We start from the raw sequence: 20388 nt of genomic DNA on the forward strand, positions 1-20388 counted from the left end.
TCCCAAAATTGTATGAGAGGAGATGCCCCGAATGTTTCAAATACATGACCTCAACCGCCAATACATAGGAGGGGAATGGAGAGACGGCCGCAGCGAAAGCATGCTGGACGATCTTAATCCTTTTACCCGTAAAACGATCACAACGTTTCGCAAGGCGACACCTGGAGATGTTGATGAGGCTTACAAGTCAGCTTTGGAGGCGAAAAAGCAATGGGATCGCGTCGGCCCGTATGAAAAAAGGGCGATTTTAGAAAAAGCCGCCGCTTATATTGAAGAACATAAAGAAGCCATTGTGTATCTGATTATGGATGAGCTTGGCGGAACAAGACTGAAAGCGGCGTTTGAAATTGATCTCGTCATCAATATGATCAAAGAAGCAGCAGGATTCCCGCTCAAAATGGAGGGCAAAATTCTCCCTTCACCGGTTGACGGAAAAGAGAATCGGCTTTACCGGATTCCAGCCGGTGTGGTCGGTGTCATCAGCCCGTTTAATTTTCCGTTCTTTTTATCCGTCAAATCGGTGGCCCCGGCGCTTGGGGCGGGAAATGGCGTTGTGTTAAAGCCTCATGAGGAGACGCCGATCTGCGGAGGCACATTGATTGCCAAGATTTTCGAGGAAGCCGGACTCCCGCAAGGCCTGCTGAATGTCGTTGTAACGGATATCGCAGAAATCGGAGACAGCTTTGTTGAGCATCCGATTCCGAGAATCATCTCGTTTACCGGATCAACAAAGGTCGGCAGCCATATCGGCCAGCTGGCTGTTAAACATTTTAAAAAACCGCTGCTTGAGCTGGGCGGAAACAGCGCCTTGATCGTTCTTGAGGATGCCGATTTGGAATACGCCGTCAATGCCGCGGCTTTCAGCCGCTTCACACATCAGGGGCAAATCTGCATGTCAGCCAACCGGATTCTCGTGCAAAAAGAGGTCTATCCAGAGTTTTTAACGTCGTTTTATCAAAAGGTATCTGCTCTTAAGACAGGTGATCCGATGGATCCTGAAACGATTATCGGACCCGTCATTCATGAACGCCAGGCGGAACTTTTAAGAAAAGCTGTTGAAAAAGCGATCGAAGAGGGGGCCGTCCCGCTGATCCAAGGCGAAATCAAAGGCAATCTCGTCGAACCGACGATTTTGACGGATGTGAAGCCCGGCATTTCGATTACGAAAGAAGAGCTGTTTGGTCCGGTTGTATGCGTCATGCCGTTTGAGACAGAGGAAGAAGCGATTCAGATCGCAAATGATACCCCATTTGGGCTGAGCGGCGCCTTACATACAGGAAATGTGGAGCGCGGCGTGGCCATTGCCCAGCAGATTGAGACGGGCATGATTCATATCAATGACACGACGATCAACGATGAGCCGCATGTCGCTTTCGGCGGCGAAAAACAATCAGGGCTCGGCAGGCTGAACGGCGAATGGAGCCTGGAAGAGTTCACGACGTTAAAGTGGATCTCCATCCAGCATCAAAAACGGGTTTTCCCATATTAACAGGAGGTTTGAAACATGAGCGAAGCAGTCAAAACAGACATCCATCCTCTTCTGGATGCTTTTGTCAAAGTCGCGCCATTCCTGAATCAGCTGATCCAGGATGATGTGACAGTAGGCATTTATGATACAGAAAAGCTGATCATCAATATTCCCGGCAAGACCTTTTCCCTGAATGTCAAACCAGGCGACCCATTGCAGGAAGGGGACATTATCACAGACGCTATCCGCCAAAATAAAAAGCAAACAAGCATGGTGCCAAAGGAGCTGTTTGGCTTCCCGCTTGCCGCCAGAGCGATTCCCCTGCATGATGAGAATGGAAGGGTCATCGGCGGCGTCGGACTCGGCACAAGCCTGGAAAAATCGGACCAGCTGCACCGCGTCGCCGAGAGTTTATCCGTCATCGTCGAACAGACGGCATCAGCAATTCAGGATATCGCTGAATCCGTAAGCGGATTTTCCGGCCAAATGTCTGATATCTCCAAACAGGCGAAAGAAGTAAGCGAAAGCGCCGGCGAAATCGAAAAAATTTCCGTCACCGTCAAAGGCATCTCAGACCAAAGCAATCTCTTGGGGCTGAATGCGGCGATCGAAGCGGCGAGAGCGGGTGAATCCGGAAAAGGGTTCTCCGTCGTAGCCGATGAGATCAGAAAGCTTGCGACACATTCAAAAGAAAACGTCGGCCAAATTGATCAAATCACCAAAAAGATCCATGCATTATTAAAAGACCTTGAACAGTCAATTGAAGTCATCAATGAACATACAAGCGGCCAGGCAGCAGGTGTCGAGCAAATTTCCGCAACAATGCAGGAAATCAGCAGCAATGCACAAAACCTCGCGAAAATGGCTGAACATCAATTTGAAGACTAAAGAAACGAAAGCTGCCGATCCAGGCGGCTTTTTTTACGGCTTTTTGTGAATTTCTTTCTTGCAATCCCTTCCAATAATTAAAATTTTATTTTAAATTTTTTAGAGGAATTTTTCCAACCCAAATCGAAAGTGATAACGGAAATCGCTTTCAAAGGGGGAGGAAGGGATATATGAACGTATATACACCAACGAAACTAGCCGGATTATTATTGGGGCCGATCGGGTTTTTGCTGATCATTGGCCTGATGCCCGAGGCGGAGCTCGCTTACGCACCGCGGGTCGTTCTCGCTGTGACGGTATGGACAGCCGTCTGGTGGATCACGGAAGCCGTGCCGATTCCGGCCGCCTCATTAATGCCCATCATTTTGTTGCCCACATTGGGCGGCTTGGATATGGAAACGACGGCCAAGGCATACGGCGACCCGATCGTTTTTATGTACATGGGGGGCTTCATCATTGCCATCGCGATTGAAAAATGGAATCTTCACAAGCGGATGGCCTTGCATATTTTAAAGCGGATCGGGGCGGAAAGCCATCGGATCGTGCTTGGGGTGATGCTTTCGACGGCGTTTTTATCGATGTGGATTTCCAATGCCGCCACAGCGCTGATGATGCTTCCGGTCGCGCTCGCCATCATCAAAGAAGTGCAGGAAAAAGAGATTTTAAAAGGGGATTCCCTGCAAAAGTTCAGCAAAAGCATTTTATTAGCTGTCGCTTATGCGGCATCGATCGGCGGTCTCGCCACATTGGTCGGATCGGTGCCGAACGCCGTGTTTGCGGCGATGTCCAGACAAATGCTGCACCGCGAAATTATGTTTTTTGAATGGTTTTTGTTCGGTTTTCCGGTTTCCGTTCTTTTTTTGATCATTCTCTATTTTTATTTAACGAAGGTGCAGTTTAAAGTCAGCCGTTTTTCAGGCAAAAAGCCCGGGTTTATCGATCAGGATCTGAAAGCGCTCGGCGCGATGACGAAGGAGGAAAAATCGGTATTCTCCGTGTTTTTGGCGACCGCTTTTTTATGGATGTTCAAATTTTTATTCCCGTTTCAGCTGTCAGACACATCGATCGCGATTTTGGGAGCGGTCTTGCTGTTTTTAATTCCAAGCGCCAGAGGTGAGCGGATTTTGGAGTGGAAGGATATGCAGACGCTGCCTTGGGGACTGCTTCTCTTGTTTGGCGGCGGACTGTCGCTGGCATCGGCATTTTCGGCTACCAACTTAACGGCATGGATCAGCGATAAGCTCAAGCTGTTGGACGGCCATCCATATTTGTTTGTGCTGATCGTGTTAACAGCGGCGATTTTATTCATGACCGAGATCATGTCCAATACGGCTGTTGCCAATATGGTGATTCCGATGACCGTCGGCTTGGGGGCCGCGCTTCAAGTCGAGCCGTACGGGCTGATGGCCGCAGCCGCGCTCGCGTCATCCTGCGCCTTCATGCTCCCGATCTCTACTCCGCCGAACGCGGCAGTGTTTGGCGCTAATGTTTTGCAGTTGAAGGATATGATCAGGGCGGGGTTTTGGCTGAATATTGCCGGTGTGTTGATCATCGTCATCAGCGTTTATTTTTGGCTTCCGGCCATCTTGCAGTAAAACTTGTAAACCTCTCACTAGTTTTCTTTTATCAACTACATTAAAATAATGGTATGACATTACGTAAGGATTGGTAGAATACATGAGTATTTTTAAGGCTAAAGGTTTATATAAAACATACGGAGACAAGACATTATTTGATCATATATCGTTTCATATTGAAGAAAACGAGCGAATCGGCTTGATCGGACCGAACGGGACCGGAAAAAGCAGCCTGCTGAAAGTGATCGCCGGCTTTGAATCAGCGGAAAAAGGAGAGATCACGAAACCGGGCACCCTGCAAATCGAGTATCTTGATCAAGATCCCGATTTGGACGGGTCTGAAACGGTGCTGGAGCACATCTATTCAGGCGATTCCGTGATGATGCGCGTGCTGCGGACGTATGAGAAAGCCCTGCAGGAACTGAATGCGTCTCCCGCTGTTCCGAAAAAGCAGGAAAACCTCCTGGGCGCCCAGGCCAAAATGGATGCACACGATGCCTGGGACGCGAACACGGCGGCGAAAACGATTTTAACAAAGCTCGGTGTCGCCGATGTGACAAAAGAAGTGAGACACCTTTCCGGAGGACAGAAAAAGCGCGTCGCGATTGCCAAAACACTCATCCAGCCGGCTGATCTTTTGATTTTGGATGAGCCGACAAACCATCTTGACAATGAAACGATCGAATGGCTTGAGGGCTATTTGAGCGGATATCCGGGTTCAGTCGTGCTCGTCACCCATGACCGCTATTTCCTCAACCGGGTGACAAACCGGATTTATGAGCTTGATCGCGGCCATCTTTATACGTATAAAGGGAATTATGAAGTGTTTTTAGAAAAGAGGGCTGAACGGGAAGCGCTCGCCGAGCAAAACGAAACGAAGCGGCAAAACCTGTTGAGAAGGGAGCTTGCCTGGCTCAGAAGGGGAGCAAAGGCCCGTTCGACAAAACAGAAAGCGAGAATTCAGCGCGTGGAAGAACTGAAAGAGCAGGATGCGCCGGAATCGGGCTCGACACTCGATTTTGCGATCGGCTCCCACCGCCTCGGAAAGCAGGTGATCGAGGCTGAAACCGTTGAAATCAGCCGCGGCGGGAAACAGCTTGTCACATCATTCGATGAGCTGATCATCCCGGGAGACCGAATCGGCATCATCGGGCCGAACGGAATCGGCAAAACGACGCTGTTAAACGCGCTTGCCGGGCGTGTTGAGCCTGATGCGGGCCGCATCACGATCGGCCAGACGGTCCGAATCGGCTATTATACGCAGGACCACAGTGAAATGGATGATTCGCTGCATGTGATCGAATATATCAAAGAGACGGCTGAAATCGTCAAAACGGCTGACGGCCAAGTCATCACCGCCGAGCAGATGCTGGAACGGTTCCTCTTTCCGCGACGTGTGCAGCGCAACTTTATCCACAAGCTCTCCGGCGGCAAAAAACGGCGTTTGTATTTGCTGAAAGTGCTGATGGAGGAGCCGAACGTTCTGTTTCTCGATGAGCCGACAAACGATCTGGACACGGAGACGCTCGGGGTGCTGGAAGATTACTTAGAACAGTTTCCCGGCGTTGTTGTGACGGTATCCCATGACCGCTATTTTCTTGACCGTGTCATTGACCGCCTGCTTGTGTTTGAAGGCAACGGAGCCGTCTCGCGCTTTCACGGGTCATACAGCGAATACATGGAGAAGCAAAAGGACATCGGCCGCCAGAAGGTTTCTCAAGAAACGACAGAACCTGTGAAGCCTGAGAAAAAGAAAAGGAAAAAGCTGTCGTATAAAGATCAGCTGGAATGGGACGGCATCGAAGACAGAATCGCCGCTCTGGAAGAAAAACATAAACGGCTTGAAGAGGAAATCGCCGCTGCGGGAAGCGACTTCGCCAAAATTCAGACGCTGATGGAAGAGCAAAACAAAACAGCCGAGGAGCTTGAAGAGGCGATGGAGCGCTGGACCGAGCTGTCGCTGATGATCGAAGAGCTTGAACAATCGTAATGGATGCTGCCGGGTAACCCCGGCAGTTTTTAATTTGCCGGGCTTTTTTCAGCTTTGTTACAAAAATCGCCGGTTACTTTTTCCTTTAATAAAGACGCCGCCAGACTCAGCTCCCTGTCTTGATGGACGATGAGCCCGTGCGTGGAGACAATCGGGGCAGTCACAGGCAGCAGTTTGAATTGTTTGGCTTCAAGTTCTTGTTTGACGGCGATTTCCGGAATGAAGGCAAAGCCGATTCCGCATTTTACCGCCTGTTTGATCATGGCGATGCTTGGGTATTCCATGGCGCTGTTTCCTTCAATTCCGGCTTCTTGCAATAATCTGCCCGCTTTTGTGTGGTAGACGCAGCTTGTGCCGAAGCTGATGAATGTTTCGCGGCTAAGAGCGCCAAGGCTCTCAGATTCAACCTTTTCAGCGAGATCATTGGAAGCGATGAACACCAGCTTTTCTTCGAGCAAAGGGGTAAAAAGGATGTCGGGCCTATTCGGATTTTGCGGTACGATTCCGAAATCGACGGCATGGTTCAGCACCTGCTGAACGATATCGTGCTGGAACCCGCTTTCCAATTGTAATCTGATCTTTGGATATTCTTTAAGAAAATCCTGGATCAGGGGAGCCGTGCGCGTCAGAAAAAACGATTCCTGCATCCGGATGCGGACGGTTCCTTGCGGCTGATCCAGTTCATTCATCGCTTCTTCCAAGGTGCTGCCTAAATGAATAAATTGATAGGCATATTTGCTTAGCTTCAAACCTGCCGGTGTCGGCTTCACACCTCTTGACAGCCGGTGAAACAAACGCTGTCCGCAAGCCTGTTCCAAAAGCTGAATATGGCTGGTGACTGTCGACTGTACATACCCCAGCCGATCAGCGGCGCGGCTGAAGTTTTTTTCTTCCATGACTGCGATGAAGGTTTTAAAAAATTTACCCTCTAAAAGCTCAATCATAGCTTGTCATCTCCTTGTTATCGAAAATCGAAATGGTTTCTATCGTAATCATTCATAAGTAAAATGGTTCACTCCATGATATCGTAGGTTTTGCAAGAATAAAAGAAAAATTGAGGAGGAAAACAATGAAAAGAACGAGAGGTTTCAGACTTGGTGTGTACATTTTCAAGGATGCTGAAATTATCGACTATGCTGCCCCGTACGGAGTGTTTTCAGTGGCGAGGAGGCTCGATCCTGAACTGGACGCCTTTCTTGTGGCGGATGCGATGAAACCGGTTCAGACGCAAGCCGGGCTTATCGTTCATCCGAATTACAGTTTCAATGACCAGCCTGATATGGATGCTTTCCTAATTCCGGGCGGTTTCGGCACACGACAGGAGACCAACAACAAACGGCTGCATCAGTTTATCCGCTCTCTGCCTGAGTCGACGATTTTGGTGAGCGTATGTACAGGTTCATGGATTTACGGACGGATGGGGCTCTTAGACGGGCTTTCTGCCACAAGCCGGAAAGAGCCGGATCGGCTTGAGGCGTCAGAGATGGGGCAAGTTCCGATCGACCGCTTGGCGGACATCGCGCCGGCCTGCCGCGTCAGCCGGGCGAGAATCGTCGACAGCGGACGAATCATCACCGCCGGGGGAATTGCATCAGGCATGGAAATGGGCTTTCACTTATTGAGAAGAGCGGGGTATGATGAAAGCTTCATAGAAGAAACGGCGCGGGTTATGGAGTATCAAGAGGGGTACAGCCAGTATCGGAATGATATTGAATACGTGCGGAAAGAGAAATAAGTCGAAGCTGCCGGGAAGAACCCGGCAGCTTACAACGGTTCGTCTGCCTGTAAAACGATTTGAAGCAACCCCGGAAAACGGCTGTCCAAGTCCTCTTGGCGAAGCGAAATAAACCGTTGTGTTCCTTCTATTCTTGTATGAATGACTCCCGATTCCCTAAGGACTTTAAAGTGATGAGACAGGGTTGATTTCGGAATGGGGACGCTGACAGCGCTGCACGATTGTTCGCCGGCTTCTGCGAGATTTTTTATGATTTGATCACTGAGGGCGTAAAGAACAGCGGATAAACTGATGTCAGGGCGGTTTGTCTGTTTACATCGGTATTATACCTTTTTTCAATGCTCCTGTTTAAAAACAGCCAGGCCCTGAATCAATCGAAAGCTGCATAAGGATCGAGGCTGCCGGAAAAACCGGCAGCTCTTTTTAATTTATATTTTGGAAAACGACAGCCGTGCCACGGCATCATGCATGTGAATCGATTCTTCGTTCCGGCATTCGATCTCAAAGGCGGAGATCCAGTCCATTTCGTATAAGTCAGCAGCCGTTAAGCGGATGACGTCTTCTACAAATCTTGGATTCTCATAAGCCTGTTCAGTTACTCTCTTTTCATCGGGCCTTTTTAAGACGGGATGGAGCTTTGCGCTTGCGTTCGTTTCCGCTGCGGCAAGAAGCTCGGTTTTGAAATCGTCCGGCATCTCCGCCTGTTCATTGATATGCGCGGTGATCTTGATCATGCCGCGCTGGTTATGGGCGCTGTATTCGCTGATTTCTTTTGAACACGGGCAGAGCGTCGTCACATGGGCGGTGATGCCGGCGGTTTGTGAAAAGCCTTTATTTTCATGATAAGAAACTGTCATATGAATATCGGCGTGCATCAGTCCGGACAATTTGGTTTCCGGGCTGATGCGTTCGAAATACCATGGAAAACTGACGGAGACGGATGCGCTTTGCTGTGCCATATTGTCGGCTAAATCCTTTGCAAAATCTTTCAGTGTATGGACGTCAACCGTCCAGTTTGCTTCGTGATAGCGCTGCAGCTGTTCTGTCAGGCGGCTCATATTGATTCCTTTGCGGTCGCGCGCAAGGCTCGTCGTAAAGGAAAAAGCGCCGATCGTCGTTTGTGTGAACGGCTTGAGCGAGGAGGCAATCAAAATCGGATGCGAAACGTTTGAGACACCGACATGGTCAATGTCAAAAAAATAGTCGTCCGGTGTGTTTTGAATATCCTTCATCTGTTCTTTAGCGGTCGGTTTTATTCCTTTCACGGCTTCGACAGATCCGAAGCGGCGGTGGCGTTCGGGTTTTGCGGGCAAATGCAGTTTGCGTTCCATTGATGAGACCCCTTTCTGTAGTAAATCGAAATAGTTCCTATTTATTTTGAGGGAATGCTGTGATAAAATCAAGTGGTCATGTCTAAAGCATGCAATTTAAATCGAAATGATTTCGTTTAGGGAGTGGTTGTTTTGCAGCATAGCGAAATCGTCATTGTTGGAGCGGGACCCGCAGGTATTGGAATGGGGATCGTTCTGAAAAAACTCGGTTTTCAACCGTTTACGATTTTGGAAAAGGACCGTGCAGGAGCTTCATTCCGAAGCTGGCCTGAAGAAATGAAACTGATCACACCGTCCTTTACCGGGCAGGGATTCGGGGCTTTGGATTTAAATGCTGTTGCTCCGGGAACATCCCCTGCCTTTACTTTTCACCGCGAGCACTTGAGCGGGCGGGAGTATGGAGATTATTTGACGCTTTTGGCCGATCATTTTCAGCTTCCAATTCAAGAAGGCACATCGCTTCGGAGCGTTCATAAAGACGACGGCGGTTTTTCAGTTGAAACTAATAAAGGCATGATGAAGGCTAAAGACGTTATTTGGGGAGCCGGTGAATTCCAATTTCCGAAATATTCGTTTCATGGTGCAGAGATTGGCATCCACAACAGCAAGGTCGCCAGATGGAGCCAATTTGAAAAAGCCCATTATTACGTGGTAGGCGGCTATGAAAGCGCAATGGATGCGGCCGTTACACTGGCGTCCTATGGCAGCGATGTGACGGTTGTGATGCCGAATTCGCTCAGCGAAAACGCTGAAGCCGATCCAAGCCGGTCGCTTTCACCTTATACATGGGAGCGTCTTGAAGATGCGTATGAAAAAGGAAAGGTTCAGTTTTTGGAAAAAGCCCTGGTAGAAAAACTGGCGAAAAACGGACCAGCCTATGATTTATATTTGTCAGACGGGAGGAAAATCCGCTCGGAAACACGGCCGATTATCGCGACAGGCTTTCATTCCGGGGCAAAACAAATCAAGCATTTGTTTGAATGGGGCGAGAACGGCAAACCGCTTTTAACGAATGAAGATATGTCGACCGTGACGGACGGTCTTTATTTAATCGGGCCGAGCGTTCAGCACCAAAACGCCGTCTTTTGCTTCATTTATAAATTCAGGCAGCGATTCGCCGTCATCGCTGAGCATTTGCTGAACAAACGAAAGTTTTCGATCGATGAAAAGGTGCTGACAGAATACAGGGAAAATCAAATGTATCTCACGGATTTGAGCTGCTGTGAGGTGCATTGTGAATGCTGAAAGAGCCAACGCGGCGGCAGCGCATGCTCTTCATCGGACTCGAATCGGTCGGAAAAACAACGCTTTTTTCCGCGATCACCGATCAGAGAGCAGGCGAAGCAGCCAATGTGAAAGGATCGACGATATTTGCGGCTGAACGGGAGATCAAAAGTCTTCCGGGCTGGCAAGCCATTGATACACCGGGCATTCGGATGACAGCGTGTCGAAAAGAGCGCTGAAAAAAGAGATCGAAAAGGCTGATGAGGTGGTTGCCGTCTTGCGCGGCACCCATTTTTCGGAAGAGCTGAACGCGGTCTTGGAGCTGATTCCGCCGGATGCCAGGCGTGTCTGCTTTATCGTTACGTTTCAGGATAAAATGACGGACGCCATGCGCCGGACGCTTTCTGAGCAAGTCGCGAAGAACAGTCTCCCGGTCCTGCTGGTTGATACGAGAACCGTGACAGACGATAAAAAAGAGCGGATCATCGCTTTTTTAAGAAAAGAGGCTGAATTTCATCCGCTGAAACGGAGGCGGATGAAACAGATTGAACTTGAAAGTGTGGCTGTTCAGCAGTTTGTGTTTCATCGTCCCGTAGTTGGGCCTGTTGTGAGCACTGCATTTTTATGTTTGTTATTATGGCGCCGATCGTATTGGCTTATCATACATCAGAGTGGATGCAGCAATACGCGGACAAATGGGCGGTTGAACCGCTCCAAAATGCGGTCGGTGGCTTGCCGTCATGGCTGAGCGCGGCATTGGCGGGGAATTATGGCCTGTTATCCCTTGGCATTTACTCGTTTGTTTGGGCGTTTCCTGTCGTTTTGTTTATGTCTATAGCAAATGCGGCAGCAGATGATTCGGGTTTAAAGGACCGGATCGTCGATTCATTGGACCCGCTGATGCGGAAGATTGGTCTGAACGGCCGTGATTTAGTTCCGCTTTTGACCGGATTTGGCTGCAATGTCGTTGCCGTTCAGCAGACGCGGTCGTGCAGCATGTGTACGAGAAAGCGTTGTGTATCATTTATTTCTTTCGGATCAGCGTGCAGCTACCAAATCGGTGCGACGCTGTCAATTTTTCATGCTGCGGGAAGGGAGTGGCTGTTTATCTCTTACTTGGCTGTTCTTGTTGCCGCAGCCGCCGCTCATAACCGGATATGGTATCGGATCGATCCGAAATGGGCCGCTTACTTCGAACACCGGCAAACGTTTTTGCAGATGCCGTCCTGGAAAGGGATCGTCTTTCGAGTAAAGGAAGTGCTTCAGCAATTTATCTTTCAGGCGATGCCGATTTTTCTCATCATTTGCCTGGCGGCGACAGTATTGAATGAACTCGGTGTCATCCGTCTTGTGACATTGCTTGTCTCGCCTGTTTTAAGTCTGTTCGGCGCTCCGGAGGATGCGGCGCCGGGCCTTGTTTTTTCTCTGATCAGGAAAGACGGCATTCTCTTGTTCAATGAAGGGAATGGAGCGCTTCTTGATGTGCTGCCGGGGGCAACGCTCTTTTTGCTCATTTACTTGGCATCGACTTTTACTCCATGCATGGTGACGGTTTGGACAATTGCCAAGGAATTGGGGATGAAAACGGCGGCAGCCATTATGGGAAAACAGATGGCCACTTCAGTCGTTTCAGTTTTGATCATCATGATCATCTGGAAGCTGACGCTTTGCATTTTTAAATGAATTGTGGTGAAATAAAATATAAATCGTAATAATTACGATTTGACACGAGGAAGGAGAATGAAAAAATGAGTAAAAAGATTCCTGTAACAGTATTAAGCGGATACCTGGGGGCGGGTAAAACGACGCTGCTGAATCACATATTGCAAAACCGCCAAGGGCTGAAAGTCGCCGTTATCGTTAATGACATGAGCGAAGTCAACATTGACGCAGGGCTTGTCAAGCAAGGCGGCGGCTTGTCGAGGACGGATGAAAAGCTGGTCGAAATGTCAAACGGCTGTATTTGCTGCACACTCAGAGAGGATTTGCTTGTTGAAGTCGAACAACTGGCGAAGCAAGGAAATATCGATTATATCGTGATCGAATCGACCGGTATCAGCGAACCGATCCCGGTCGCTCAGACGTTCTCTTACATCGACGAAGAATTGGGTATTGATTTGACGCGGTTCTGCCGCTTGGACACAATGGTCACGGTTGTCGATGCCAATCGTTTTTGGCACGATTTTCAGTCGGGGGACAGCCTGCTGGACCGGAAAGAGGCTGTCGGTGAAGAGGATGAACGCGACATCGCCGATCTGCTCATCGATCAAATCGAGTTTTGCGATGTACTGATTTTGAATAAATGCGACCTTGTCTCTGAGGAAGATCTGGAAAAGCTTGAGAAAGTACTGAAAACGTTGCAGCCTAAAGCAAACATCATCAGAGCGGTCAAAGGAGAAGTCGATCCGAAGGTCATCTTAAACACCGGTCTCTTCAATTTTGACGAAGCAAGCGGTTCAGCAGGCTGGATCAAGGAATTAAACGAAGGACACCACCAGCATACGCCTGAGACTGAAGAATACGGAATATCTTCGTTTGTATACGAAGCGCGCCGTCCTTTTCATACCGAGCGGTTTTATAACTGGATTCATTCGCTGCCGGAAAACGTCGTCAGGGCGAAAGGAATCGCCTGGTGTGCGACGCGCAACAGCCTTGCCCTTTTGATGTCGCAGGCGGGTCCTTCCGTGTCGCTGGAACCGATCTCTTATTGGGTGGCCGCGCTGTCCAAGCCGGAACAGGAACAAATTCTCAGACAGAACCCAGAGCTATTAAAAGAATGGAATGAAGAATTCGGAGACCGCCACACAAAGCTCGTCTTTATCGGATTGGATCTGTCTCCGTCAGAAATTACCGCCGAAGCGGATCGATGCCTTTTGACAGATTCGGAGATGGCGGACGACTGGTCGCTTTTATCTGACCCGTTCGATTGGCAGATTGAAAGAGCGAAATAAGTGAACTTCCATATTAAGACAAAAGAGAGATCTCTTTTGTCTTTTTTTATGTCAAACAAACCGGTGTTTTGTACACCGTGTTGACATATCAGGAAAGGAATACTAATATTTTATTGTAATGTTAACTTAAATTATTTATAGGTTAACATATGAGTGCGGTGTTTAGAGGGGGGGATGAAAGTATGAAAGGGGAAGCGTATTACAGTGTGAGAATGAGAGCCTCCGAGAACGGTCCCCATGAAGAGGGGGGAAAACACATATCCGGAGGAGAGCGGCTTGCGCCTTTCATCGGTTTAAAGGATGCCGTCAGCGATTTATTGGAAAAAGCATTGTCTCATTCGCGGGGCAAGCCGGACTTTATGCAAATTCGCTTCGATCTTGTAAACGAACCGATAAAGTTTGTTCAGCCATTGCGCATTGAAACGAATGAAACAAAATCAGCGGAAGAAGGACAAGCGCTTGCCCGTGAGCTGATCAGCCGCTCCGGCGTACCGGAAAACGCGATTGACAAAGCGTTTCAAGGCATTGCCCAATACTCGGACGTAAGAGGCGCCGTTTTATTTGACATTCATTCAGGCCGGAGGATTGACGGAAGAAAACAAAAAGGAGTGCGCGTCTCACGGCTCGACTGGCCGGAAGCCGATTTCCAAAGGTGGGCGGCTTCGTGCGGAATGCCGCCAAATCCGCGGTTGAAAGAGGCGCTTGCCATCGCTTCAAAGGTATGTGAGCACCCGGCTGTCGTCGCCGAATTATGCTGGTCAGATGACCCTGATTACATAACGGGCTATGTTGCCTCTAAAAAACTGGGTTATCAGCGGGTGACAAAGATGAAAGAGCATGGAGACGAGAGCGGCTGCCGGATTTTTTTTGTTGATGGATTAGCAGATATCAAGAGTTGTATAGACGGTTTGGAAAAACAGCCTGTATTCATTCGGTCGGGAGGTAAATCATGAATCAATCATTCGTTGAAAAAAGCAAACAATATCTTTGGCTGCCTTTTACCCAAATGAAAGACTATGACGAAAACCCGCTGATCATCGAAAGCGGGGAGGGCATCAAACTGAAAGATATCGACGGCAGGGAGTACTATGACGGATTTTCTTCAGTATGGCTCAATGTCCACGGCCATCGCAAGAAAGAACTGGATGAAGCCATTAAAAAACAGCTCGGCAAAATCGCTCATTCGACATTGCTGGGGATGACAAATGTTCCGGCGACAGAGCTTGCCGAGGTGTTAATCAAGATCACGCCGGAAAAGCTGACGCGTGTTTTTTATTCGGACAGCGGCGCTGCAGCAATGGAAATCGCGCTGAAAATGGCCTTTCAATATTGGAAAAACATCGGCAAGCCTGAGAAACAAAAATTCATTTCGATGAAAAACGGCTATCACGGCGATACGATCGGCGCTGTCAGCGTCGGTGCGATCGAGCTCTTCCACCATGTATACGGGCCGCTTATGTTTGAAAGCTTTAAGGTAAACGTTCCTTACGTATACCGCTCGAAAAGCGGCAACCCGGAAGAGTGCCGCGATGAATGCCTCGCAGAACTCGAACGGCTCCTGAGCGAGCGGCACGGTGAGATCGCCGCGCTGTCGGTCGAATCGATGGTCCAAGGGGCATCGGGGATGATCGTGATGCCTGAAGGATATTTGGCAGGCGTCCGGGAGCTTTGCACGAAGTATGACGTTTTAATGATTGTCGATGAAGTGGCGACAGGATTCGGACGAACCGGGAAAATGTTTGCCTGTGAGCATGAACGTGTTCAGCCTGACTTAATGGCGGCTGGAAAGGCCATTACCGGAGGCTATTTGCCGATCGCCGTAACGTTTGCGACAGAGGAAATTTATCAAGCGTTTTATGATGACTATGACAAACTGAAAACGTTTTTCCACGGCCATTCGTACACGGGGAACCAGCTTGGTTGTGCCGTTGCGCTGGAAAATTTGCGCCTGTTCGAATCGGAAAAAATCGTCGCTCAAGTTGCGGAAAAGTCGAAAATACTGGAATCGCTTTTTCATGATCTGGCAGCGCTCCCTCATGTCGGTGACATCCGCCAGCTCGGTTTAATGAGCGGGATCGAGCTCGTTCAGTCGAAAGAAACGAGGCAGCCTTATCCGCCTGAAGAGCGAATTGGATACCAGGTGTCTTTGAAAATGAGAGAGCTTGGCATGCTGACGAGGCCGCTCGGGGATGTTATCGCATTTCTTCCTCCGCACGCCAGCACCGCCGATGACCTGCGCGCTATGGTGTCGATTATGAAAGAAGCGATTCAAGAGGTTACAGGCCGTGCACATTGACGATTGGCTCAGCAGCCGGCTCGCAAAGACGAAGGCAGCCGGGCTTTACCGCTCGCTTAAACCGCCTCAAGCTGACGCAGAAGCAAAACGTGCGAATTGGGCGTCAAACGATTATTTGAGTCTGGCGAATGACAAACGGCTGATTCACGCCGCAGAAACGGCGCTCCTCCGCTTTGGATCCGGAAGCACAGGATCAAGGCTGACGTCCGGCAATACCGAATGGCATGAAAAACTTGAGAGGAAAATCGCCGCTTTTAAGCAGACAGAAGCCGCTCTCTTGTTTTCAAGCGGATATTTGGCCAATATCGGCGTGCTTTCGTCTTTGCCTGAAAAAGGAGACGTCATATTAAGCGATCAATTGAACCATGCCAGCATCATCGACGGCTGCCGCCTTTCAAAAGCTGATCCGGTTGTTTACCGCCACACGGATATGAATGATCTTGAAGAAAAGCTCCGCGCCGCACAGAGCTGTGCACGCCGCTTTATTGTGACAGACGGCGTGTTCAGCATGGACGGCACAATTGCACCGCTTGACGAAATCATGCTCCTTGCCAAGCGGTACCGGGCCTTTGTCATCGTTGATGATGCCCACGCAACAGGGGTTTTGGGAGAAGCCGGCAGGGGAACGAGCGAGTATTTCGGCGTCTCCCCAGATGTTGTGATCGGCACGTTAAGTAAAGCTGTAGGCGCGGAAGGCGGCTTCGTCGCGGGCTCTAAACCATTGATCGATTTTTTGCTGAATCATGCGAGAACGTTTATCTTTCAAACGGCTGTCCCGCCCGCAAGCTGTGCGGCAGCATGCAAAGCTTTAGACATCATCGAAGACAGCCGCGATAAACGCCGGCTTTTGCAATCATCGGTGAACACGATCAAACGGGGTCTCGAGGATATCGGGTTTACGGTCAAAGGAGAAGATACGCCGATCATACCCGTTATGATCGGAGACCCTCAAAAAGCCGTTCGATTTGCAAACGGCCTCAAGGAGAAAGGGATTGATGCCCCGGCCATCCGCCCGCCGACTGTTGCGGAAGGAGAGAGCCGGATCAGGCTGACTGTCACCGCAGACCGCAGGTTAAGAGATATTGAAGCTCTATTAGAGGGATTTAAATTAGTGGGAAGAGAGTTGAACTTGGTGAAATGAAGGGTTTTTTTGTAACGGGAACTGATACGGGAGTCGGGAAGACATTTATCGCTTGCGGCTTTGCCGCTTTGTTGAAAGAGCAGCATGTTGATGTCGGCGTGTTCAAGCCGTTTTTGAGCGGCGAGCTCACTAGCGATCCGCAGAGTGATACAGCACTTTTGAAGAACAGCTCTGAAACATCTCTCGCCGATGAGGAGATCACGCCTTTTGTGTTTAAAGAGCCGCTTGCGCCTTACACAGCTGCGAAGCTCGAAGGGAGGACCGTCGGGCTGGAAGATGCCGTGAACCATTGGAAAAAGATAAAGGATCGGCACGATTGCTTCATTGTCGAAGGGGCAGGCGGGATTGCGGTGCCGCTCGGAGAGGACTATTTCGTCAGCGACTTGATCAAAGCGCTCGATTTGCCGGCTGTCATTGTGGCGCGCCCCAATCTCGGAACGATCAACCATACGTATTTAACCGTCCAATACGCAAAACAAATGGGGATACATGTGATCGGCATCGTGATCAACGGCATCAGCAGCGGGCCCGGACTTGACGAACAGACGAACCCGGACATGATTGAAAGATTTTGCGGTGTGCCGCTCCTCGGCGTTACGCCGAAGCTTGAAGACGCTTCACCAACACAAATTCATCACATGATCAAGGAGCATGTCGATGTTTCCTTCATCATGAATCAAATGCAAATGGGGGCAGAAACATGAATCAGTGGATGGAACTTGCAGAACGTGTGCTGGATGGCGGGGAAGTAACTGAAAAAGAGGCGCTTTCCATCTTGGAATGTCCGGATGACGACGTTCTCCTGCTTATGCATGCCGCATTTCAAATCAGAAAACGCTACTACGGAAAAAAAGTAAAGCTCAATATGATTATGAATGCAAAATCCGGCCTTTGTCCGGAAAACTGCGGCTACTGCTCGCAGTCTTCAATATCAAAAGCGCCGATCGACAGCTACCGGATGGTCGACAAAACGACCCTGCTTGAAGGTGCAAAGCGTGCGCACGATTTAAATATCGGAACGTACTGCATCGTGGCGAGCGGCAGGGGCCCGTCCAACAGAGAAGTCGATCAAGTGGTCGGCGCCGTTAAAGAAATTAAAGAAACGTACGGCTTAAAAGTCTGCGCATGCCTCGGACTGCTAAAGCCCGAACAGGCCGAGCGGCTGAAGGAAGCCGGAGTGGACCGGTACAATCACAACATCAATACATCAAAAAGCAACCATTCAAACATTACAACGTCCCACACGTATGATGACAGGGTGAACACTGTGGAAACAGCCAAAAAATCCGGAATGTCCCCATGCTCGGGCGTCATTGTCGGGATGAAAGAGACGAAGCAGGATGTCGTCGATATGGCGAACAGCTTAAAGGCGCTTGATGCCGACTCAATTCCGATTAATTTTTTGCATGCGATCGACGGGACTCCGTTGGAAGGGGTCAATGAATTGAATCCGCTTTATTGTTTAAAGGTTTTGGCTTTGTTCCGCTTTATCAACCCGACAAAGGAAATCCGCATTTCAGGGGGGCGCGAAGTCAACCTCCGCTCCTTGCAGCCGTTGGGGCTGTATGCCGCCAATTCGATCTTCGTCGGAGACTATTTAACAACGGCAGGGCAGAATGAAACAGAGGACCATAAGATGCTCCATGATTTAGGATTTGAAGTCGAATCAGTGGAAGAAATGAAAGCCAGTTTACAGCAGTAACACGGGGGAGATATAACATGACGACAGAACTGTACGAGGCAGGGCCTCGTCTGAAACCGGATTCGGATTTTTGGAGAGATCCATATCTGTTTTACGATAAACTCCGATCCGTTCATCCTGTATATAAAGGAACCGTTTTAAAGCATCCGGGCTGGTATGTCACCGGATATGAAGAAGCGGCGGCGATTTTGAGGGACCCGGCATTTAAAAACCGCGTTCCTCTCCCTGAAGCCTCTACAAAATATGAACAACTTCACGAATTGCAGCGGAATATGATGCTGTTTCAAAATGAGTCCGGCCATAAGCGGATGCGGACGATTGTCGGCAAAGAATTCATGCCGCAGAAGGCGGCATCTTTCCGTCCTGTTATAGAAGAAACCGTCCATGAATTGCTCGATCAGCTTGAAAACAAGAAGACGGCGGACATGGTATCCGAATTTGCCTTTCCTTTGGCAAGCCTTATCATTGCCGGGATGCTCGGCGTCCCCGCAGAGGAAAGATATCAATTCAGGCAATGGACGGCGGATCTCATTCAAACGATCGATTTGACCCGCACACGAAAGGTGCTGGCAAAAGGCGGGGATACCGTTGCCAAGCTGACGGCGTATTTTAAAGATTTGATTGAAAAGCGAAAAGCTCATCCTTCTCAAGACTTGATCAGCACATTCGCCGGTCATGAGCAGCTCGCCGAAGATGAAGTGCTTGCGACGTGCGTTCTGCTTGTGATTGCCGGGCACGAGACGACGGTCAACCTTTTGACGAACGGATTGTTTTTGCTCATGAACCATCCCGGCCAGCTTAGCGCGCTGAAAGAAAATCCGCTGCTGATTGAGTCAGCCGTCGAAGAATGCCTGCGCTATGAAAGTCCGACACAGCTGACAGCGCGCACCGCGTCAGAGGACTGCGAAATCAACGGGAAGATCATCAAAAAAGGAGAGCACGTATACATCCTTTTAGGCGCCGCCAACCGCGATCCGAAGATATTTCAACATCCGCATGTATTTGACATCACGAGAAAACCGAATCCGCACCTTGCCTTTGGAGCCGGTGCACACATATGTTTAGGCTCGGCATTAGCGCGGCTCGAAGCGCAAATTGCCATTCCCGCATTGTTGGAGCGGCTGCCTAAGTTGCAGCTTGCTTCAACAGACGTTCCATTTCGCAGGTTAATCGGCTTTAGATCGCTGGCCGAGCTGCCTGTCATCCTCAATTAAAGACGAAAAAAGGGCTGGCTTACAGGTGCCGGCCCTTTTCATCTTTCTTTTCATTTTGCGTGATATAGGTTTCCAGAAGCGCTTTTAATTCTTTAACCTCCGCGCGCAGTTCTTTGATTTCTTTTGTATCCTCTTTCAGCTCGCCTGTCTCATCTTCTATTTCCTGAGAAATTTTTTGCGCATTATTTACGATTTCCCCGACGATCAAGTTGATCATAATGAAAGTCGCAATGACGATAAATGAAACGAAATAGAGCCATGACCAGCCGCTCTCGGCAAAAATCGGCCTGAATATGCCGCTTGCCCACGATTCGAGCGTAAAGGTTTGAAACAGTGTCAGAAGGCTGAGCTGCAGGTTGCCGAAGTATTCCGGCGCGATGGCGGAGAAGAACATCGTACCGATGACGGCGTACACGTAAAAAATGATGCTCATCAGGATAATGACGCTGCTGATGGTCGGAATCGCCATAAACAGCGCGTTGACGATCCGTCTTAATGAGGGAACGGAAGTGATCGTCCGCAGCACCCGCAGCACCCGGAAAATACGGAGAACGCTGACGAAATTCGTATTGTAAAGAATCAAACTGCCGGCGACGATTACAAAATCAAAAACGTTCCAGTTGTTTTTAAAAAAGTGCTGTTTTTGAACGAATAGTTTAAGAGAAAGTTCGATTACAAATATCGTTAAAAACAAGCAATCCACAATAAAAAATACTTTTTGATAAGGTTTAAAGAAAGCGTAAGTTTCCAAACCGATCGAGATGGCATTCAACACAATGACCGTCGTTATGAATGACTGAAACAGCCGGCTTTCAATTACTGCCGAAACTTTGCTTTGAACAGAAAATCGATTTTGATGAGTATTCACTCT

20 protein-coding genes are annotated in these 20388 nt (G+C 49.2%); 16 read left to right on the top strand and 4 right to left on the bottom strand.

All coding sequences use genetic code 11. The features are described 5' to 3' along the window. Positions 1–31: 31 nt before the first annotated feature. From yfmT to QMZ64_RS13620, 4 genes are all read left to right on the top strand, one after another. Positions 32–1489, top strand: coding sequence for a benzaldehyde dehydrogenase (gene yfmT, locus QMZ64_RS13605; RefSeq protein ID WP_265627614.1), 1458 nt, complete (start codon positions 32–34; stop codon positions 1487–1489). A gap of 465 nt (positions 1490–1954) precedes the next feature. Continuing rightward, entirely contained in the window at positions 1955–2356 is a 402-nt protein-coding gene (locus QMZ64_RS23340; protein WP_411801679.1) for a methyl-accepting chemotaxis protein, read from the top strand. Between the two features lie 170 nt (positions 2357–2526). Beyond that, positions 2527–3951 (top strand): SLC13 family permease, encoded by a 1425-nt coding sequence (locus tag QMZ64_RS13615; RefSeq protein WP_265627612.1) that lies wholly within the window; start codon positions 2527–2529, stop codon positions 3949–3951. A gap of 82 nt (positions 3952–4033) precedes the next feature. Further along, positions 4034–5923 (top strand): ABC-F family ATP-binding cassette domain-containing protein, encoded by a 1890-nt coding sequence (locus QMZ64_RS13620; protein WP_301441373.1) that lies wholly within the window; start codon positions 4034–4036, stop codon positions 5921–5923. A 29-nt stretch (positions 5924–5952) separates the two neighbouring features. On the opposite strand, the gene QMZ64_RS13625 is transcribed toward QMZ64_RS13620, so the two are convergent. Continuing rightward, positions 5953–6867, bottom strand: a complete 915-nt coding sequence (locus QMZ64_RS13625; RefSeq protein ID WP_265627610.1) for a LysR family transcriptional regulator — start codon at positions 6865–6867, stop codon at positions 5953–5955. Between the two features lie 125 nt (positions 6868–6992). Here QMZ64_RS13625 and QMZ64_RS13630 point away from each other — a divergent pair, with 125 nt between their 5' ends. Next, positions 6993–7658 carry a DJ-1/PfpI family protein gene (locus tag QMZ64_RS13630; protein WP_265627609.1) on the top strand — a complete coding sequence of 222 codons (666 nt, stop codon included), beginning with the start codon at positions 6993–6995 and terminating at the stop codon, positions 7656–7658. Positions 7659–7687: 29 nt separating this feature from the next. Here the strand turns inward: QMZ64_RS13630 and QMZ64_RS13635 are convergent, their stop codons facing one another. Together QMZ64_RS13635 and folE2 are read right to left on the bottom strand one after the other, a co-directional pair. Beyond that, the gene (locus QMZ64_RS13635; protein WP_265627849.1) at positions 7688–7951 is read right to left on the bottom strand and encodes an ArsR/SmtB family transcription factor; all 264 of its coding nucleotides are present in this window, start codon (positions 7949–7951) and stop codon (positions 7688–7690) included. A gap of 135 nt (positions 7952–8086) precedes the next feature. Further along, entirely contained in the window at positions 8087–8989 is a 903-nt protein-coding gene (gene folE2 / locus QMZ64_RS13640; RefSeq protein ID WP_301441374.1) for a GTP cyclohydrolase FolE2, read from the bottom strand. A 132-nt stretch (positions 8990–9121) separates the two neighbouring features. Here folE2 and QMZ64_RS13645 point away from each other — a divergent pair, with 132 nt between their 5' ends. The 11 genes from QMZ64_RS13645 to QMZ64_RS13695 all read left to right on the top strand — a co-directional run bounded on the left by QMZ64_RS13645 (position 9122) and on the right by QMZ64_RS13695 (position 19517). After that, positions 9122–10234 (top strand): NAD(P)/FAD-dependent oxidoreductase, encoded by a 1113-nt coding sequence (locus tag QMZ64_RS13645; RefSeq protein WP_367618623.1) that lies wholly within the window; start codon positions 9122–9124, stop codon positions 10232–10234. Beyond that, positions 10228–10452, top strand: coding sequence for a GTPase domain-containing protein (locus QMZ64_RS13650; RefSeq protein ID WP_301441376.1), 225 nt, complete (start codon positions 10228–10230; stop codon positions 10450–10452). The genes QMZ64_RS13645 and QMZ64_RS13650 overlap by 7 nt, the downstream gene beginning before the upstream one ends. Further along, on the top strand, positions 10434–10961 hold the full coding sequence (locus tag QMZ64_RS13655) for a hypothetical protein (protein ID WP_301441377.1): 528 nt from the start codon (positions 10434–10436) through the stop codon (positions 10959–10961). Before QMZ64_RS13650 ends, QMZ64_RS13655 begins: the two co-directional genes overlap by 19 nt. Positions 10962–11041: 80 nt before the next feature. Continuing rightward, positions 11042–11896, top strand: coding sequence for a nucleoside recognition domain-containing protein (locus QMZ64_RS13660; protein WP_301441382.1), 855 nt, complete (start codon positions 11042–11044; stop codon positions 11894–11896). Between the two features lie 65 nt (positions 11897–11961). Next, a complete protein-coding gene (locus tag QMZ64_RS13665; RefSeq protein WP_301441378.1) occupies positions 11962–13164 on the top strand; it encodes a GTP-binding protein in 1203 nt (400 codons plus the stop codon). A gap of 182 nt (positions 13165–13346) precedes the next feature. After that, entirely contained in the window at positions 13347–14117 is a 771-nt protein-coding gene (gene bioW, locus QMZ64_RS13670; RefSeq protein ID WP_265627604.1) for a 6-carboxyhexanoate--CoA ligase, read from the top strand. Next, the gene (gene bioA / locus QMZ64_RS13675; RefSeq protein WP_265627603.1) at positions 14114–15460 is read left to right on the top strand and encodes an adenosylmethionine--8-amino-7-oxononanoate transaminase; all 1347 of its coding nucleotides are present in this window, start codon (positions 14114–14116) and stop codon (positions 15458–15460) included. The genes bioW and bioA overlap by 4 nt, the downstream gene beginning before the upstream one ends. Beyond that, positions 15450–16601, top strand: a complete 1152-nt coding sequence (bioF, locus tag QMZ64_RS13680; protein ID WP_265627602.1) for an 8-amino-7-oxononanoate synthase — start codon at positions 15450–15452, stop codon at positions 16599–16601. The genes bioA and bioF overlap by 11 nt, the downstream gene beginning before the upstream one ends. After that, complete coding sequence (gene bioD / locus QMZ64_RS13685; RefSeq protein ID WP_265627601.1) at positions 16598–17305, top strand: dethiobiotin synthase; 708 nt, start codon at positions 16598–16600, stop codon at positions 17303–17305. Before bioF ends, bioD begins: the two co-directional genes overlap by 4 nt. Further along, positions 17302–18303, top strand: coding sequence for a biotin synthase BioB (gene bioB, locus QMZ64_RS13690; protein ID WP_265627600.1), 1002 nt, complete (start codon positions 17302–17304; stop codon positions 18301–18303). The genes bioD and bioB overlap by 4 nt, the downstream gene beginning before the upstream one ends. A gap of 17 nt (positions 18304–18320) precedes the next feature. Beyond that, a complete protein-coding gene (locus tag QMZ64_RS13695; RefSeq protein WP_265627599.1) occupies positions 18321–19517 on the top strand; it encodes a cytochrome P450 in 1197 nt (398 codons plus the stop codon). Between the two features lie 19 nt (positions 19518–19536). On the opposite strand, the gene QMZ64_RS13700 is transcribed toward QMZ64_RS13695, so the two are convergent. Next, a complete protein-coding gene (locus QMZ64_RS13700) occupies positions 19537–20385 on the bottom strand; it encodes an ion transporter (protein ID WP_243944035.1) in 849 nt (282 codons plus the stop codon). Between the last annotated feature and the right edge of the window lie 3 nt (positions 20386–20388).

The organism is Bacillus sp. LB7, from assembly GCF_030449715.1.
GTDB classification, from domain to species: domain Bacteria; phylum Bacillota; class Bacilli; order Bacillales; family Bacillaceae; genus Bacillus; species Bacillus paralicheniformis.

Coding starts and splice junctions, on each gene's coding strand:
- yfmT (WP_265627614.1), top strand. CDS start 32: ATGTTTCAAATACATGACCTCAACCGCCAATACATAGGAGGGGAATGG.
- QMZ64_RS23340 (WP_411801679.1), top strand. CDS start 1,955: ATGTCTGATATCTCCAAACAGGCGAAAGAAGTAAGCGAAAGCGCCGGC.
- QMZ64_RS13615 (WP_265627612.1), top strand. CDS start 2,527: ATGAACGTATATACACCAACGAAACTAGCCGGATTATTATTGGGGCCG.
- QMZ64_RS13620 (WP_301441373.1), top strand. CDS start 4,034: ATGAGTATTTTTAAGGCTAAAGGTTTATATAAAACATACGGAGACAAG.
- QMZ64_RS13625 (WP_265627610.1), bottom strand. CDS start 6,867: ATGATTGAGCTTTTAGAGGGTAAATTTTTTAAAACCTTCATCGCAGTC.
- QMZ64_RS13630 (WP_265627609.1), top strand. CDS start 6,993: ATGAAAAGAACGAGAGGTTTCAGACTTGGTGTGTACATTTTCAAGGAT.
- folE2 (WP_301441374.1), bottom strand. CDS start 8,989: ATGGAACGCAAACTGCATTTGCCCGCAAAACCCGAACGCCACCGCCGC.
- QMZ64_RS13650 (WP_301441376.1), top strand. CDS start 10,228: ATGCTGAAAGAGCCAACGCGGCGGCAGCGCATGCTCTTCATCGGACTC.
- QMZ64_RS13660 (WP_301441382.1), top strand. CDS start 11,042: ATGTCTATAGCAAATGCGGCAGCAGATGATTCGGGTTTAAAGGACCGG.
- QMZ64_RS13665 (WP_301441378.1), top strand. CDS start 11,962: ATGAGTAAAAAGATTCCTGTAACAGTATTAAGCGGATACCTGGGGGCG.
- bioW (WP_265627604.1), top strand. CDS start 13,347: ATGAAAGGGGAAGCGTATTACAGTGTGAGAATGAGAGCCTCCGAGAAC.
- bioA (WP_265627603.1), top strand. CDS start 14,114: ATGAATCAATCATTCGTTGAAAAAAGCAAACAATATCTTTGGCTGCCT.
- bioD (WP_265627601.1), top strand. CDS start 16,598: ATGAAGGGTTTTTTTGTAACGGGAACTGATACGGGAGTCGGGAAGACA.
- bioB (WP_265627600.1), top strand. CDS start 17,302: ATGAATCAGTGGATGGAACTTGCAGAACGTGTGCTGGATGGCGGGGAA.
- QMZ64_RS13695 (WP_265627599.1), top strand. CDS start 18,321: ATGACGACAGAACTGTACGAGGCAGGGCCTCGTCTGAAACCGGATTCG.